Below are 16,126 nucleotides of genomic sequence, written 5' to 3' on the forward strand. Positions count from 1 at the left end.
CCTCGACCCCAAAAAACAAACGCCCGGCGCGAGCCGGGCGTCGTTCACATCTTGTAGCCTGATCTCAATTGCCGGCCAGATGCACCGAGTCGAGCGATTGCAGCTTGGCCACCATCTGATCCGGCGGCAGGTAGCCACCGATCTTGGTGCCGTTGGGCGCGAGGATCGTCGGCGTGCCGTCGACGCCGACCTGGGTGCCGAGCTTGAACTGCTCGGCGATCGGGTTGTCGCACTTCGCCGGGGCCGGATCCTTACCCGTCTTCGCCGCAGTGAACGCCGCGTTGCGATCCTTCGCACACCAGACCGAAACGGCCTTGTCGTAGGACGGCGTGTTGAGCCCGCTGCGCGGGAAGAACAAGTAGTCGACCTCGATGCCGCGCTTGTTGTACTCGGCGATCTGCGTGTGCATCTTGCGGCAGTAGCCGCAGTCGATGTCGGTGAACACGGTCACCTTGTACTTCGGCTTGCCGCCTTCGGCCGGGAACACGATGCGCTGATTGGCCGGCACCGCGTCGAGCTTGACCTTGCTCTGCTCGGCGATGCGCGAGGCGGTCAGATCGCGCTTGTTCTGCGCGTCGTACAGCGTGCCCTGCATCAGGTACTGGCCGTCGTCGCTGATGTAGATCATCTGGCTGCCGATGATGACCTGGCGGTAGCCGGGGATCGGCGCCGGCTCGATCTTGTCGATCTTCGCCTGCGGCACCAGTGCCTGGATCGCCTTGCGCGCAGCGGCGTCGGCCGGAGAGTCGACGGCCTGCGCTTGCGCCAGCGAGGCGAGCGCACAGGCGCCGGCGAGGATCGAAATGCGGAAGCTGCGGTCGAGAAGGTTCATGGCGTTCATCCTGCGATCAATTCTGCGCCACGGCTTTCTGGGCCAGGCGGTCGAGTTCGGCGGCGAGCTGGTCGGGCGACTGCGCGATCTGGGTCGAGATCTGCGAGCCGTCCGGAGCGAGGATCGTCGGCGTGCCGTTGACGCCGAGCGACAGCGCCAGCTGGCTGAGTTCGGACACCGGATTGGGGCAGGTCGCCTTGCCCGGATCCTGCCCGCCCATCGCGGCGGTGAACGCGCTCGGACGATCCTTCGCGCACCACACCGCTTCGGCCTTCTTGTCGGCGCCGGGGTGGATCGTCAACGGATAGAACAGATAGTCGACCGCGATGCCCTTCGCGTTGTAAGCCGCGATCTGCTGATGGAAGCGGCGGCAGAACGGGCAGTCGATGTCGGTGAACACCGTCACCGTGTGCTTGGTCTGCACTGGCGCCTGCGGCGCGAACACGATGCGCTTCTCCGGTCCGACCTTGTCGAGCGCGATCTTGCGCGCCTTGGCGCGCGACTTCGCGGTCAGGTCGCGCTTGTTGGCGACATCGTAGGCATTGCCGTCGACGATGTAGCGGCCGTCCTTGCTGACGTAGAGGAACTGGCCGCCGGCGATCGCTTCGTAGAAGCCCGGAATGGTCGACTCCTGCACCGCGTCGACCTTGATCTTCGGCGCCAGCGAGCCGATCGCCTGCTTGACCGTCTCCTCCGGCGTGGCCGCAACGGCCGTAGTGGCCATCAGCAGGCCGAGAATGAACAGGGGAAGGCGCATGACGACCTCGCAATTCGGAGTGATGTGGGGTTCAAGACCGGCGCCAAGCGTTTGTGCTTGCACGGTATCGGCGAACCCTCGCGAACGCGGTACGACCGCGCTCGGCGCGGCTTGGTTCCGCAACGTCGTGCGATTCTCGCACGCGGGGGCGGATGGGGAAAGTGAAGCTCTTGACAGGTCCTCGCCCGACTTGGCGTATCTATAGGTTATGCGAGCGCCATCGCAGGTAAGGGCGTGTCTCGGGTCAAGAGGAAATCGCCTCGTCGACGTTCCGAACTCGAGCTGTAACGAACGGCCAGAGGCTTGCCGGCGGTTCGCGCCGGCAAGCCGCCTCATCGATTTCAGCGCGTCGAATCGAGCAGGAAGCCGAGCGTCGCTTCGTCGAGCACGCCTTGCTCTTGACCGATGCCGAGCAGGCGCGCTTCGAGGTCCGCCGCCGCCGCGGAGGTGAATGCGGCCGCGCCGGCACTCGCCTTGGCGTCGTTCGATTCCACACTCAGCACGCTGCCCTTGACCGTATAAGAGACTTGCGTCCCGTCCGCCTCGGTCGATTCGATCAGCACGCCGTTGTAGCCGAGCTTCGAAGCTGCCGCCTCATTCGCCTGCGCCGCGCGGCTACGTACCGACGCGAGCTGCGCGCGAATCGAACCGACCAGCGCCGGATCGGCCAGCGTCACGCTCGGGTTGGGGCGACCGGAAAAGACCAGATACGTGACACGCAGAGCCGACGTGGACGCCCCCGGCTGCGTGTCGGCGGCCATCGCCGTCGACGCCAGCAAGCAGGCACCGCTCAACAGAAACGCTTTCAAGCAAGACTTGAACATGATCGTGTCCTCCGAGGTGATTTATTGAATGTGCTCGTGTCCGGCGCCCTGAATGTCGTCGGACCAGACTCGGAAGTAGCCGCAGAAAGCCGAGTACGGACCGCGATTGGCCGTCTCGGGATTGCTGATCGTATTGCCGGAATTGTCCAGGTTGGTCGCGTTGGTCTGACCCGGCTTGTGCGTCCAGAAGCCGTTCTGATCGCGCCGGTACCAGTGGTAGTCGTAGCCGGGGGCGACGACCAGCGCGGCGACGTCCTTGTAGCTGACCGCGTTGATGTCGGTGATCGGTTCGAGACCGTCGGCGATCGCACCCTGGCGCACCACCGCGCAACTCATCGTCGTCGCCTGCGCGCCGGCGCCGCGACCGGGCTGGGCGAAGGTGTCGGTGCGCTTGTTGTTGGCGTAGTTGTAGCAGTTGTTGTTCTGACGCACGGTACTGGTGCCGTTCCAGTAGTTCGGCTGATAGGTCGGCAGATGCGGATCCATCACCAGGCCGATCTCGCTGGCACTCAGCATGCGCTTGTAGACGAACACTTCGTCGAGCCGATCGTTGAAACGGTACGAACTGAAGTGACTGCCGCCGATCGTGATGTCGCCGTTGAAGGTGTTGTCGATGTTGCCGAGGATCGGCGTGGCGGTGCCTGCGGGCTGGCCGTCGATGTAGAAGCGGATGGTCGGAACCGGCTGCACGACGATCGGCGGCCGGCCTCGCGGTGCACGTTCGACGCTGACCGCCACGTGTTGCCAGCGATTCGTCGCCATCACCGGCGGCACGCTGGAAGTCAGCGTGGTGCCGTAGCCGCTGCCGGGATCGACCATCGTCAACTGCACCTGCTGGTTGCCCTGCACCGCGAAGGTGTAGCCGGTGGTGGTGCTGCCGCCGTTGTCGAAAATAGTCTTGACGTCGCCCGCATTGTTCATGCGGACCCAGGCGGCCAGAGTGAAATCACCCGTGCCGACGTTGATCGCGGTCGCGCTGGCGGGAAACTGGTAATAGTTGCCACCGACGAGGGTGGCGCCATTGCCCTGCCAACCCCACGACGCCGGCGATCCCCAGGAAATGCTGCCGTTCTGCGCATTGCCGCTGGTGTCGAACGCGGTCGTGGCGGCATTTTCCAAGCGCCATTCACCGGCCGCTCCGGCGACTCCGGCCGGGCCCGCATGGGCCGCGACCGGCAGCGTCACCGCGACCAGCATCAAAAGCTCTTGCATCTTCTTCATCGTCGATATCCTCCGTTTTCCTTACAGGGATGTGCGGAACTGCGACTTGCCGACGCGATGAGAGCGGCATCCTCGTGACCACCCGGGCGTGCGATGGACGCGCCGAGGACTGGCTCCTGCCGGCGATGAATGAACATCAGCCACGCTTCTTCAACGAATGCATGCCTTGGCGACGGGCTCGAGAAGCGCGTTACAGGCTAGGGTCGAACGACGTGCGCTTGCTAGGACGAAGCGGGAACGAATCAGGATCGGCTGGGGATGTTTTCGGAAATCCCTGGCACTCGTGCCCGTTCGAAAGCCTAGGCCTTCGACGGCGGCGGAACCGTTGCCTGCGTCGCGCTTACGCGGATTTGGTACGCCCTTTCCTCGGCGTCTTCATCGACGCTTTCATCCGCGCGGATGATGGCGCTCATGCAGCCGCTTCAAGCCTTCCTTGGCGACCAGCGTGTAGATCTGCGTGGTCGACAGCGAGCTGTGGCCGAGCATCAGCTGCAAGGCGCGCAGATCGGCGCCGTGGTTGAGCAGATGCGTGGCGAAGGAATGCCGCAGCACGTGCGGCGAAATGCGCTGTGATGGCACGCCGGCCGTCAACGCGTGTTTCTTGACCAGACTCCAGAACATCTGCCGCGTCATCGCCGCACGCCGGTTGCTGACGAACAGCGCCTCGCTGCGCCCGCCTTTGAGCAACACCGGGCGCGCTTCGCCGACGTAACGCGTCAGCCAATGCGCAGCCTCGTCGCCGAGCGGCACCAAACGCTCCTTGCCGCCCTTGCCCAGCGCGCGCAACACACCCTGGCGCAGGTTGACCTGGGCCGCGACCAGCCCGACCAGCTCGCTGACGCGCAAGCCGGTGGCGTACATCAGCTCGAGCATGGCGCGATCGCGCAAGCCCAAGGGCGTCGGCGGCGGCGCGCGCAGCAGCGCCTCGACTTCGCTCTCCGACAAGGCCTTGGGCAGGCTGCGCGGCAGCTTCGGCGCTTCCACCAGCAGAGTCGGATCGGATTCGATCCGCCCTTCGCGCGCGAGCAGCCGATAAAAATGGCGCAGGCTCGACAGCAGACGCGCGTTCGAGCGTGCCGTGTAGCCGCGGCCGCTGCTGCCGCCCTTGCCGCTGCGCTCGCCGAGATAGCTCTGCACCTCGCCACGCGCGCTGCTCGCCAACGTCAGCCCGCGCTGTCGCAGCCAGCGCGCGAAGCCTTCCAGATCGCGCTGATAACTGGCAAGGGTGTTGTCGGCCAGTCCGAGCTCGGACCAGGCGCGTTCGCGAAAGGCGGCGATCAAGGCCGCATCGTCCGCAGCGAGGTCGACAGCCGCTTTCGCTGCCGGGCGGCGCCGCGCGGCGGCGGTGGAAGGCTTCATGCTCGATCGATCCTCGTGCGCTTGCGCGGCGAAGACTAAACCGTGACGCTAGCCGCCGTCACCGACCGCCCTTTCCGACTACCGCCCCATGCCCGCTTCGCTCTGGCTGCGCTTCGCCGCCATCGTCTACGACCTGTTCCCGCTGATCGCGCTGTGGATGCTGACCGCGGCGCTGTTCCTGTTCGCCGTGCACGGCGAGGTCGACGTCGCCCATCCGCCGGCGGCCTACCATCGCCTGCTGCAGCTCGCACTGCTCGCGGTGACCGCGGCCTACTTCGTGATCTCGTGGGCGCGCGGCGGCCAGACCATCGGCATGCGCGCCTGGCGCCTGCGCGTGGTCGGTGCCGACGGCCTCGCGCTGCCGTGGCCGCGCGCGCTGCTGCGCTTCGCCGTCGCGCTGCTGTCGGCCGGCGCGCTCGGTCTCGGCTTTCTCTGGTGCCTGTTCGAACGCGACCGCCGCGGCTGGCACGACCTCGCCGCCGGCAGCCGGCTCGTGCGTCTGCCGCCGAAGTAGGGAAGATTTCTCGGAGAAAACTCGAAACGCCTTCATTCGCGCGAATGCGGCGATCCGTTCGAGGCGTTCACGGGATACCCGCGTTCGCGGGCATGAACTCGCGCGTAGCGGTCGAGAACGCTCTCAAGCCGCCAAGGCTTGCGCGATCAGGCCTTCGATCGCGTCCAGATCCGGAATCACCGCACGGTCGTCGCGCACCAGCACTTCCGAATGCACGCCGGGCGCATGCGGCGCTTCGTCGGCGGTCGGCAGCAACAGTTCCGGCGTGACCGTGGTCAGACGCGGGAAGCCTTGCGCGAGCAAGGCGATGAACGGCATGCCGGCGCTGCCGCCGAGCGCCTTCAGCACCGCCACGCGCGCGTTCGCACGTCCCTCTTCCGCCAGCGCGCCGGTCAGCATCGGAAAGGAGAACAACGGCAGGCGCCAGCCGCGCCACGCGAGCCGCCCCAGCAGCCACGCCGGCGCGCCCGCGATGCGCTCGGGCTGCGCGTAGCTGATGACTTCGGCCACGGTTGCGTTCGGCAGCAACACGCGTCCGCCGGTGACCGGCACCATGACGCCGCGGATTTCGCGCGGTAGATCGGCCATCGCTAGTATTCCTATGTTCTGTGTTCGGCCTGTTTCGACTCGGCCAGCAGCTGCTCGGCGAGTTCGCGCGGCGAGCCGACGAAGCCGACCACGCCGGTCTCGCGCACGCCGTCGACCATCGCGCTGACCACGCAGGTTTCCGGCTCCTGCGCATACACGCGTCCGCCCTTCTCCGCCAGGTAACGACAACCCTCGGCCGCATCGTTGGACATGCCGGAGAAGATGATCGCCCCGGCCGCCTCGCCGAAGCGATCGGCGACGTCGCGCAGCACGCGATCGATCGAGGGGCTGTACTCGCCCTTTTGCGTGTCGCGTTCGAGCACGACCACGCCGTCGGCATCGATCAGCATTCGATGCGTCGCCGGCACCACCGCGATCTCGCCGTGGCCGACGCGCTCGCCGTGAGTGGGCGCACGCACGGTCAACGGCGTCGCCTTGGCCAGCTGGCGCGTCATCAGATCGACGAACTCGCCGCCCAAGTGCTGCGCCAACAGGAACAAGGCGGGATAGTCGCGCGGCAGCTCAGCCAGGAATTCGCGTACCGATTCCGGTCCGCCGATCGAAGCGCCGAGCACCCATACGCGGCGCACCTTTGCCGGCGCCGTGACCGCATCCGGATCGAGCCAGGACTCGCGTGCGGCGGATTCCACCGCCGCCGGCGCCACCGCTTCTTCGAGCGGAATTAATTCCAGTAGCAGGCCGTCGTCGGCCGTGAGCGGCGGCGGCACGCCGTCGTCGGCAGCCGCCGGCGCGAGATATTCCGAAGCGCTCAAGGTTTCGATACCGAACGGCGTGGCACTGCCGCTTTGCGCAGGTGCCGTCTCGTCCGCTTCGAGAAGCTCTTCCAGCGACCAGGCTGGTGCTGCGCGCGCCTCTTTCGCCGACGCGTCTTGCGTATCTTTCACCACTGCCTCCGGCGCAGCGGTCGTCGCCGGCGGCGGATTCTCGTCGAAGGCGGCGAGCAAGGACGGATCGATCGCGAAATCCTGCACGTCGAATTCGTCGATTGCGGCGGCATCGATTGCAACGGCGTCGATTGCGACAGCGTCGATCGCGGCGTCGTCGAACTCGATCTCGCCGAACTCGCCGGCGATCTCTTCCGCCTCCGGCGCAGACGCAAGCGGCGCGGCGGAGTGTTCGGCGGCGGGCGGATCGAATTCGGTCAGATCGAACGGTTCGAGCAGGAGTTTCTCGACTTCGTCGTCGACGTCCGCATCGACGCCGTCGACGATTCCGCTGAACGTTTCCAGCTGCGGTACTTCGAGCGGGCCGGCGAGCGAAGCGGGTGCCGGCGGCGGCACATCGACCGGCGCTGCGGGCAAAGCCTCGATCGCGGTGATCGCGGCCCACGGCGTTGCGGGTTCGACTTCGCGCTGCGGCACCGGCTCGGCGCCGACCGGCCGCGGCGGATCGATGTCGGCCTGGCCGAGCACCTTCGCAGCGAGATGGCGCGCCCAGCGCGCCTGATCCCAGCCCGACAACAGGCTCGACACTTCGGCGTCGTTGAAGACGACGCGATAACGCGTATCGGCGAGCAAGCCGCCGAGATCGTCGAGGTGCGGTCCCGACTGCGCGTCGAGATTGACCACCACCACGTTCGCGTGCGAGCGCTCCAGCGCGGCGGGATCGAGCGCGCGCGTCGAGGTCTCGTAGACCACCGGCGTGCCGAGCGCGAGCAAAGCCTGGCGCAGGTGAGCGCCACGCTCGGGCGTGTCGCTCAACAAGGCGACGGCGACGTCATTTCTGTTCATGTTCGCGCCTCAGAATCTCCTGCACGTGGCGCAGCAACTCGTCTTCCTGGTACGGCTTGCCGAGATAGCGTTCGACCCCGATTTCCAACGCGCGCTGACGATGCTTCTCGCCGGTGCGCGAGGTGATCATGATGATCGGCACGCCCTGCGTGCGCGGATCGTTGCGCATGTAGGTGGCCAACTCGTAACCGTCCATGCGCGGCATTTCGATGTCGAGCAGCATCAGGTCCGGCACGCTGTCCTGCAGCTTCTCCAGCGCATCGAGACCGTCCTTCGCGGTGATCACGTCGAGATCGGCGCGTTCGAGCACGCGCGTGGTGACCTTGCGCATCGTGATCGAATCGTCGACCACCATCACCAGTGGCTTCTGGCGGGTTTCCGGCAGCGGCGGCGCTTCCGCCTCGAGCCAGGCCGGCATGCCTTCGCCCGTGCGCGCGCGCAGCGAAACCAGGCGCCGCACCAGCGGCGCGAGATCGAGAATGATCACTACCGCACCGTCGCCCATGATGGTCGCGCCGAAGATGCCCGGCACCGAACTCAGTTGCGGGCCGACCGACTTGACCACGATTTCGCGCGAACCGACCACGCCGTCGATGCGTACCGCGGAGCGCTGGTCGCCGCTGCGCGTCATCAAGAGCGGCACCTGCGCGTCGTCGGTCGCACGCTGGCGCGGCAGGCCGAGCAACTGCGCCAGATCGTGGATCGCGTATTCCTCGCCCGCGTAGACGTGCTTGGCGTCACCGGCGCTCAGACGGCGTTCGAGATCCTCGCGCGCGATGCGCGCGACGCCCTGCACCGACGACATCGGAATCGCGTAGCTGACTTCGCCGAGCTTGACCAAGATCGCCTGCGTGACCGCCAGCGTGAACGGCAGGCGGATGGTGAAGGCGGTGCCCTGCCCCGGCGTCGAATCGATCGCGAGCGAACCGCCGAGCTGCTTGATCTCGTTGTGCACCACATCCATGCCGACGCCGCGGCCGGCCAGCTGGGTCACTTCGGCTGCGGTCGAGAAACCGCTTTCGAGCACGAATGCGTACAAGTCGCGATCGGACAAGCTCGCGTCCGGCTTGAGCAAGCCGCGCTCGATCGCCTTGCGCCGGATCGCTTCGCGGTCCATGCCGCGGCCGTCGTCGGCGACGCGCAGCACGACTTCGGTCGCCTCGCGGCTGAGCGCGATGTCGACCGTGCCTTCGGCCGGCTTGCCGCGCGCGACGCGCTCGTCCGGCGCTTCGATGCCGTGCGCGAGCGCGTTGCGCAGCATGTGCTCGAACGGCGCTTTCATTCGTTCGAGCAGGTTGCGGTCCATTTCGCCGTGTGCGCCCTCGACGCGCAGCTGCACGCGGCGAGCGGTTTCCTGCGCGGCTTGGCGCAAGGTGCGGCGCAGGTTGGGCACCAGCGAATCGAACGGCACCATGCGCGTGCGCATGAGGCCTTCCTGCAGATCGGAATTGACTCGCGACTGCTGCAGCAGCAGCGTTTCGGACTGGCGCGTCTGCTCGTCGAGCAGGCCCTGAATCGAGATCAAGTCCGACACCGACTCGCCGAGCGCGCGCGACAGCTGCTGCAGCTGCGAGAAGCGGTCGAGTTCGAGCGGATCGAACGCGGCGACGCCGTGATCGTGCTGCTCGCGCTGGTAGCGCGCGATGATCTGCGCTTCGGTTTCGATCTCGAGCTTGCGCAGCTGCTCGCGCAGACGCGTGACGGTCTGGTCGAATTCGACCAGGTTGAAGCGGAAGGTCGAGATCTGCTGCTCCAGGCGCGAGCGGTAGATCGACACCTCGCCGGCGTAGTTGACCAGCGAGTCGAGCAGATCCGAGCGCACACGGATCATTTCCTGCGGCGCGCGCGTCTCGTCGTCGACCGTGGTCGACAGATGCCGCGGCGCCGGCCGCGGCACCGATGCCGCCGGTGTTGCCGGCGTATCCGTCACCGCACCCGATTCGGCGGCGGCGCGGTCGAGCGCGGACAGGCGCTCGGCGACTTCGCCCTCGCCGGCGACCAAGCGTTCGAAATGCGCGATCGCGTGCTTGGGCATCGCGATCGCACGACGATGCGCGACGCGCTGCACCAGTCCGTGCAGGCGATCGAAACCGCGCTCGAGTGATTCGACCGCGGCGCGATCGACCTCGAGTCGGCCGTCGCCGAGCGCGTCGACCAAGGACTCCATCGCATGGCTGAGATCGCCGATCGGCGCCAGGCCGGCCATGCGCGCGCCGCCCTTCAGCGTATGCAGCTCGCGCTGCAGGCCGGCGATCGGCGCACGCTCGTGCGGCGCCTGCCGCAGCTGCGCCACCAGCGCGTCGGTTTGGTCGAGGATGTCGGCGCCTTCCTGCACGAAGATGTCGAGCAGGTCGGAATCGATGTCGAGCGCTTCCAGCGGCGCGTCCGGCTGCACGTCTTCGGCGATGACCGGCGCCGGATTGCCGGACAAGGGTCGGCGCGGTGCTGCCGCGGCGACCGCCGGCACGATCTCTTCCGCGATCGGCTCGGCCGGCGCAGACGGTTCAACATCGAACGTCAGCTCTTCGTGCGCGTGCGACTCCGGCGCGATTTCTTGCTCGCTTTCGAGCACGATGTCTTCGATCGGCAACGAAGCGTCGAACTCCAACTCCGGCGATATCGCGGCAGCGGACTCTTCGAAGTCGTCCGCCGCATGGATGGCGGCGGCTTCAGCCGCCGGATCCAACTCGTCCCCGACGTTGACGGCAGCGGCCTCGGCCGCCGCGTCGATATCGTCCGCGGCGCGAATGGTTGCCGCTTCGGCGGATTCGTCGAACTCGTCTCCGGCGTGAATGGCGGCCGCCATCGCGGCTTCGTCGAAATCGTCGATCGCCCCGACCGCGGCGATAGACTGAGGTTCGCCGGCTTCCGGCGGCAACTCTTCGATCGGCAGACCGAATGCGTCGCGGTCGAAGCTCGCCAGCGAGGCGATCAAGTCTTCCGGAATCGACACTTCGCTCAGCGGACGATCGCTCGGCGGCGCGGCGGCGCGCAGCGCGCGCTCGAGCGCATCGACCGATTCGCCGTCCAGCGGCGGCGGCTCCGACGAAGCAGCCGGCGGCCAGTCGGCCACGGTCTGTTCGGCTGTAGCGCCGGTTTCCGCTGTGTCGCCGCCGATGCCGTACAGCGACAGCGAGGTTTCCGGCTCCGGCAACGCGTCGCGCAAGGCGGCGACGCGCGCGGCGAGCGGATCGGAATCGGGCAGATCGCTGCGGCGCGCTTCCAGGCGCTGCATCACCTCGCGCGTCAGCGCGACCGTTTCGCCGAGCGCGGCGATGCCGTCCGCGTCGGGCGCGAGACCGGCGCCACGCAGGCGCTTGACGTAGCTTTCCAGCGGCGCCAGCACGTTGCCGATGGCCGGAATGTCGACCATCGCGATGGCGCCGTTCAGCGTATGCACCGCGCGCAGTAAGGGCTCGCTCGCGCGCACCGGCAACGGCGCGCAGCGCGCGAGGTAGTCCTCGATCGTGCCGAGATGGGCGGCGACTTCGCTCTGCAGAATGTCGAACAGCACCGGATCGACATTGGGCAGCGGCCCGGCGACGAGTTCGTCCGCCGGCGCGCCGAACGCGGCGGTGAGATGCTCGTCGCCTTGCACGTCCTCGGACAGGCTCGGCAGCTCGGGCGCCAGCGGTACGCGCCGGCGCACGACGCGGCGCACTTTGCGCAGAGTCGCGCTGGCTTCGGGTAGCGCGACGTCTTCGCCGGCAGTCAGGCGTTCGGCGACTTCAGCCAAGGCATTCACGCGCGCCGAACCGACCGTCTCGCCGCGCAACGCCGACAGCAAGGACGGCACCACATCGATCGCCGCGTCGACCAGGGCGACGACGTGATGACCGGGCTTGACGGTGCCGTCGAGCACGCGATTGAGCAGGTTCTCGACCTTCCAGCTGAACTCGCCGAGCGCACGCGCGCCGACCAGGCGGCCCGAGCCCTTCAGCGTGTGGAACGAGCGGCGCACCGATTTCAGCTCGTCGAGATTGTCGACGTCGCGCTTCCACAGCGGCATCTGCCGCTTCAGATTGGCGATCTCCTCGTCCACTTCCTCGACGAAGATTTCGCGGATGCCGTCGTCGATCTCCTCACCCACCGCGCTCTGGAAGCCCGGCAACGGCTCGTCTTCGATCGGCACGTCTTCTTCGATTTCTTCTTCGATCTCGGTCCAGCCGGCCTCCGCATCGATGCCGGTTTCGACCAGCCGCAGGCCGGCCACGTCGTGCTCGTGCGGCGCGTCCGCGCCGGCCTCGCCGATGACCAGATCGTGCAGATCGCGACCGGGCGCGAGGTCGACGCTGGGCAGCGGCGTTTCGATCGCGCCGGCGAATGCCGTCGCGGCGGCATCGCCCGCGGCATGCGGAGCGAAATCGAACGACGCCGCCGGCGGCTCCACGAACGGCCGTGCCGGCGCTTGATCGAGCGGCCAGTAGCCGAGCGCTTCGAGGCTCTCGCGCGCCACGTCGAGAATCTTCTCGCGATTGCGGCGCTGCTCGCGCGTCGCCTCGAGGTAGTACTCGATCGCGGCCAGCGCATCGGCCAGCTTGTCCATTTGTTCGGCGGTCGGCACGCGCCGATGCTCGATCAGCTCGACTTCGACGAAGCGCACGATCGCGGCCATCAGCTCGGCCGCATCGGGCAGGCCGAGCATGCGCAGCGCGCCGGAAATCTCCTCCAACAGGCGCGGGATCTGGCCGACGCGCTGATGGTCCCAAGGCGATTCGATGAAGGCGATGATGTCGTGCTTGGCCTGCACGATGTTGACCGCTGCCTCGCGCATCAACGCATCGAGGATGCGGCGCACTTCGGCTTTGGGCAGTTCCAGTCCTTCCACTTCGATCGTGCTGCCGTCGACCGAATCGCCCAGGCGCTCGATGTGGTCGTCCAGCGACGCTTCCACGTAAAGCAGGGCGCCGGCGACGTCGAGCAGGGCACCCTCGTCGACCACGCGCTGACGCGCGGCGATCTCTTCGACGATGCGGCGTTGCTCGTCGACTACACGGCGCGGCACGCCGAGGCCGAGCATGCCGAGCGTGTCGCCGACGCGACCGAGCACGTCGGCCTGGCCGAGCAGTTCGGACGGATCGGAGCCGCGGCTGCGCAGGAAGATGTCGAGCGCTTCCTTCACGCGCAACAGGTCATCTTTGATCGCGGCGGAAACGGTGCCGAGCAGGTTCTTGTTGCGCCCGGTCATCGAGCCTTGCGCGTGCTGCAACTCGATGTCGGTCGGCAGCAAGGTGTCGAGGCGGTAGGTGCGCGCGATTTCGGCACCGCGCGGACCGCGCCGGTCGCTGCCGTCGGCGGCGGAATGCGCGATGTAGTACAGGAGATTCTTGGTCAGCTCGCGCGGTGGCGCCGCTTCGAAGCCTTCGTCGCCTTCGCCGGCGTAGCGATGGATTTCGCGGTCGACACGGCCGAACAAGAGCTTCACCGCGACACTCGCTTCCAGGCCGCCGTCGCGCACCGCATCGATGGTGCCGGCGGCGATCCACCACAAACGCCGCGCCGGCTCGGCGTGAGACACCGCGCGCAGGCGGTCGAGCACGTCGATCAGGCGATTGAGATGTTCCGCCGCGCCTTCGTCGCGGAACCATTTGAGCAGCGCGGCCTGAAAGCCCAGACGCAGACGCAAGGCCTGGGTGCGGCGGTCGGCTGCGGCCAGCGGCTGCGCGGCGCCGGCGGCGGCGAACGGCAGCGCGGCGGCGAGGTCGGGCGAGAACAGCGCCGACTCGCTCAACAGATTCTCGCCGCGGCAGGCGCGCAGATCGTTCAGCAGCGGCAGCAGAACGATCGGAATGTCCTTGTGCCCGCTCTGCAAGCGCTCGAGATAATCGGGCAGCTGCACCATGCCGCGCATCAGCACCGAGTACGCCTCGTCGCGCTGACGGATGCTGTCGCCCAGCAGCGCCTCGGCCAGGCGCTCCATGTTCTCGACCACCATCGCGGCGCCGTACAGCTCGACCATGCGCAAGGTGCCCTGCACTTGATGCAGATGCGTCGCGCACTCGCGCATCGCGCCGAGGTCGGCCGGCGCGTCGACATAGCGCTCGAGCGCGTCGCGCGCCTGCGCCAAGGTCGCGTCGAGCGCCGGCTTGATCCAGTTCAGCGCGGTGTAGTCGCCGTCGTCGTGGAGTTTCATCGGCGTGCTCCTGCGGACGACAGCCGCGCGCGTCCGATGTGCGCGCGGCAGGTGGATTCGTGGCGTGCGGAAGACCGCGGGGTTCGCATCGGCTTATCCGGTCATCCGGGCAGCTTGAAGTCCGCGACCGAGCGACGCAGATCCGCCGCCAGCTGGGCGAGGTTGCCGATCGATTCGGCCGTCTGGCTCGCGCCGACCGAGGTCTGCGAGGTGATCTCGCGGATCACGTTCATGGTCGAGGAAATGTTGGTCGCGGCCGAAGACTGCTGGCGCGCGGAGCCGGAGATGTTCTGAATCAGTTCGGCCAAGTCGCTCGACACCGTTTCGATTTCGCCGAGCGCGTGACCGGCGTCCTCGGCCAGGCGCGCGCCGGATACCACTTCCGCGGTGGTCTGTTCCATCGAGCTGACCGCTTCGTTGGTGTCGGACTGAATCGTCTGCACCAGGGTCTCGATACGCTTGGTCGCGCCCGAAGCGCGTTCGGCCAGTCGCTGCACTTCGTCGGCGACCACCGCGAAGCCGCGGCCCGCCTCACCGGCCGAGGCGGCTTGGATCGCCGCGTTCAGCGCGAGGATGTTGGTCTGCTCGGCGATGTCGTTGATCAGTTCGACGATCGAGCCGATTTCCTGCGACGACTCGCCCAGGCGCTTGATGCGCTTGGAAGTCTCCTGAATCTGGTCGCGGATCGAATCCATGCCCTGAATCGTCTGCCGCACGACCGCGGCGCCGTTGGTCGCGATCTGCACCGAGCGTTGCGCCACCTCGGCGCTCTCGCCGGAGTTCTGCGACACGGTGTCGATCGAGGTCGCCATTTCGTTGATCGCGCCCGAAGCGGTGCTGATCTGGCGTGCCTGATGTTCGGCCGCGTCGGCCAGGTGCATCGCGGTGCCCTGCGTTTCCTGCGCCGCCGCCGACACCTGCACCGCGGTTTCGTTGATCGTCGTCACCAGGCTGCGCAGCGCCTCGACCGCGAAGTTGACCGAGTCGGCGATCGCGCCGGTGATGTCTTCGGTGACGGTGGCCTTGACCGTGAGGTCGCCTTCGGCGAGCGAACCCATCTCGTCGAGCAGGCGCAGAATCGCGTCCTGGTTGCGCTGATTCAGCTCGACCGTCTGCTGATAGCGGCGCTGCTGGTCGCGCACCATGTTGTAACCGAGTACGAGCAGGAGCAGGAGCGCGCCGCCGGCGGCGATCGCGCCCCAGATCGGGTTCGGGAACAGGCGCTTGCGCGGCAGCTCGTCGATGCGCTGGGCGACGTTGCCGGCGCGCAGCAGCACGCTTTGGCTGTCGGTGAAGCTGGCGTCGGCGGCGTCCTTGACCTCTTGCAGGTTGGTCGCCGCGTTGAGGATGGTCTTGATCGAAGTGTCGGCCGCGGTCCATTGCTGCGCGACGTCGCCGACGATCTGCTTCGCGTTGGCGTTGTCGAGCGGCTTGATGTTGAGTTCGGACGCGCCCTCGAGCAGTCCGGTGACGACGGTCTGATACAGACGCGCATCGCGTTCGAGGCCGGCGGCCGAACTCTGCGTATCGGCGCCGCCGGCGAGGATGTGGCCGACGCGGCCGCTCATACGGTCGGCCAGCTGCATCTGGCGCGAAGTGATGTAGACCTGCGAGGCGCCGGCGTTGCGGTCGGTCAGGATGTTGACCACCTCGCTCATGCGCGCATTGAGGCCGGACAGCTTGTCGGTGAACTCTTTCGCCCCGGCGGCGGCGCCGAGCACGAGGTCTTTGTTGTCGAGGATCTTCTTCGCGCTGGTCTGCAACTGCGTCCAGGCCTTGGTCAGGGCTTGCAGCTCGCTGGTCACGCCGGGTTTGTCGGCGTAGCTCGGCATGCCGGTCTTGTCGCCGGAATTGAGCGCTTTGACGTAGGTGTCGATGTTGGCGCGCGTGCTTTCCAGCTCCTGGAATGCCAGCTCGTTGCCGCCGCCCGCTTCGGATGCGTACTTCGCCAGCTGCTGCGACAACACCTGAATCTGCGTGGTGTAGGAGGTCGCCTTGCGATCGTCGGCGCTGGCCAGATACAGGAACACGAAGTCGACGATCGCGAACACGAACAGAAATCCGAGCAGTACGAACAGCACCGTGTTCGCACCGCCGCTGCGTTCGCGTCCGAGTGCACCCGACGTAGTACTCACGCCCCACCCCCT

At 67.1% G+C, this 16,126-nt stretch carries 10 protein-coding genes; 1 reads left to right on the top strand and 9 read right to left on the bottom strand.

The genetic code is table 11. The annotated features are described in order from the left end of the window. Nucleotides 1-64: 64 nt before the first annotated feature. The 5 genes from AC3QL3_RS17740 to xerD form a co-directional block, all read right to left on the bottom strand. A complete protein-coding gene (locus AC3QL3_RS17740) occupies nt 65-832 on the bottom strand; it encodes a DsbC family protein (RefSeq protein ID WP_492895419.1) in 768 nt (255 codons plus the stop codon). 16 nt (nt 833-848) lie between these two features. Then, nucleotides 849-1,589 carry a DsbC family protein gene (locus tag AC3QL3_RS17745; protein ID WP_492895420.1) on the bottom strand — a complete coding sequence of 247 codons (741 nt, stop codon included), beginning with the start codon at nt 1,587-1,589 and terminating at the stop codon, nt 849-851. A 341-nt stretch (nt 1,590-1,930) separates the two neighbouring features. Continuing rightward, on the bottom strand, nt 1,931-2,413 hold the full coding sequence (locus AC3QL3_RS17750) for a hypothetical protein (RefSeq protein ID WP_492895421.1): 483 nt from the start codon (nt 2,411-2,413) through the stop codon (nt 1,931-1,933). Between the two features lie 21 nt (nt 2,414-2,434). Next, nucleotides 2,435-3,634, bottom strand: a complete 1,200-nt coding sequence (locus AC3QL3_RS17755) for a LamG domain-containing protein (protein WP_492895422.1) — start codon at nt 3,632-3,634, stop codon at nt 2,435-2,437. A gap of 387 nt (nt 3,635-4,021) precedes the next feature. Next, the gene (xerD, locus tag AC3QL3_RS17760) at nt 4,022-4,993 is read right to left on the bottom strand and encodes a site-specific tyrosine recombinase XerD (RefSeq protein WP_492895423.1); all 972 of its coding nucleotides are present in this window, start codon (nt 4,991-4,993) and stop codon (nt 4,022-4,024) included. An 88-nt stretch (nt 4,994-5,081) separates the two neighbouring features. Between xerD and AC3QL3_RS17765 the strand changes: the two genes are divergently transcribed. Then, nucleotides 5,082-5,507, top strand: coding sequence for an RDD family protein (locus AC3QL3_RS17765; protein ID WP_492895424.1), 426 nt, complete (start codon nt 5,082-5,084; stop codon nt 5,505-5,507). Nucleotides 5,508-5,630: 123 nt separating this feature from the next. Here AC3QL3_RS17765 and AC3QL3_RS17770 read toward each other — a convergent pair whose 3' ends face one another. From AC3QL3_RS17770 to AC3QL3_RS17785, 4 genes are all read right to left on the bottom strand, one after another. Continuing rightward, nucleotides 5,631-6,095, bottom strand: coding sequence for a chemotaxis protein CheW (locus AC3QL3_RS17770; RefSeq protein ID WP_492895425.1), 465 nt, complete (start codon nt 6,093-6,095; stop codon nt 5,631-5,633). An 11-nt stretch (nt 6,096-6,106) separates the two neighbouring features. Then, nucleotides 6,107-7,846, bottom strand: coding sequence for a chemotaxis protein CheB (locus AC3QL3_RS17775; RefSeq protein WP_492895426.1), 1,740 nt, complete (start codon nt 7,844-7,846; stop codon nt 6,107-6,109). Continuing rightward, the gene (locus AC3QL3_RS17780) at nt 7,833-13,979 is read right to left on the bottom strand and encodes a hybrid sensor histidine kinase/response regulator (RefSeq protein ID WP_492895428.1); all 6,147 of its coding nucleotides are present in this window, start codon (nt 13,977-13,979) and stop codon (nt 7,833-7,835) included. The genes AC3QL3_RS17775 and AC3QL3_RS17780 overlap by 14 nt, the downstream gene beginning before the upstream one ends. A gap of 101 nt (nt 13,980-14,080) precedes the next feature. Beyond that, nucleotides 14,081-16,114 (bottom strand): methyl-accepting chemotaxis protein, encoded by a 2,034-nt coding sequence (locus AC3QL3_RS17785; RefSeq protein ID WP_492895429.1) that lies wholly within the window; start codon nt 16,112-16,114, stop codon nt 14,081-14,083. Between the last annotated feature and the right edge of the window lie 12 nt (nt 16,115-16,126).

This window comes from Dokdonella sp. GW821-FHT11D02, from assembly GCF_058808595.1.

Excerpts from the sequence above, each read along its gene's own strand:
- AC3QL3_RS17740 (WP_492895419.1), bottom strand. The coding sequence starts at position 832 with ATGAACCTTCTCGACCGCAGCTTCCGCATTTCGATCCTCGCCGGCGCC.
- xerD (WP_492895423.1), bottom strand. The coding sequence starts at position 4,993 with ATGAAGCCTTCCACCGCCGCCGCGCGGCGCCGCCCGGCAGCGAAAGCG.
- AC3QL3_RS17765 (WP_492895424.1), top strand. The coding sequence starts at position 5,082 with ATGCCCGCTTCGCTCTGGCTGCGCTTCGCCGCCATCGTCTACGACCTG.
- AC3QL3_RS17770 (WP_492895425.1), bottom strand. The coding sequence starts at position 6,095 with ATGGCCGATCTACCGCGCGAAATCCGCGGCGTCATGGTGCCGGTCACC.
- AC3QL3_RS17775 (WP_492895426.1), bottom strand. The coding sequence starts at position 7,846 with ATGAACAGAAATGACGTCGCCGTCGCCTTGTTGAGCGACACGCCCGAG.
- AC3QL3_RS17745 (WP_492895420.1), bottom strand. The coding sequence starts at position 1,589 with ATGCGCCTTCCCCTGTTCATTCTCGGCCTGCTGATGGCCACTACGGCC.
- AC3QL3_RS17780 (WP_492895428.1), bottom strand. The coding sequence starts at position 13,979 with ATGAAACTCCACGACGACGGCGACTACACCGCGCTGAACTGGATCAAG.
- AC3QL3_RS17750 (WP_492895421.1), bottom strand. The coding sequence starts at position 2,413 with ATGTTCAAGTCTTGCTTGAAAGCGTTTCTGTTGAGCGGTGCCTGCTTG.
- AC3QL3_RS17755 (WP_492895422.1), bottom strand. The coding sequence starts at position 3,634 with ATGAAGAAGATGCAAGAGCTTTTGATGCTGGTCGCGGTGACGCTGCCG.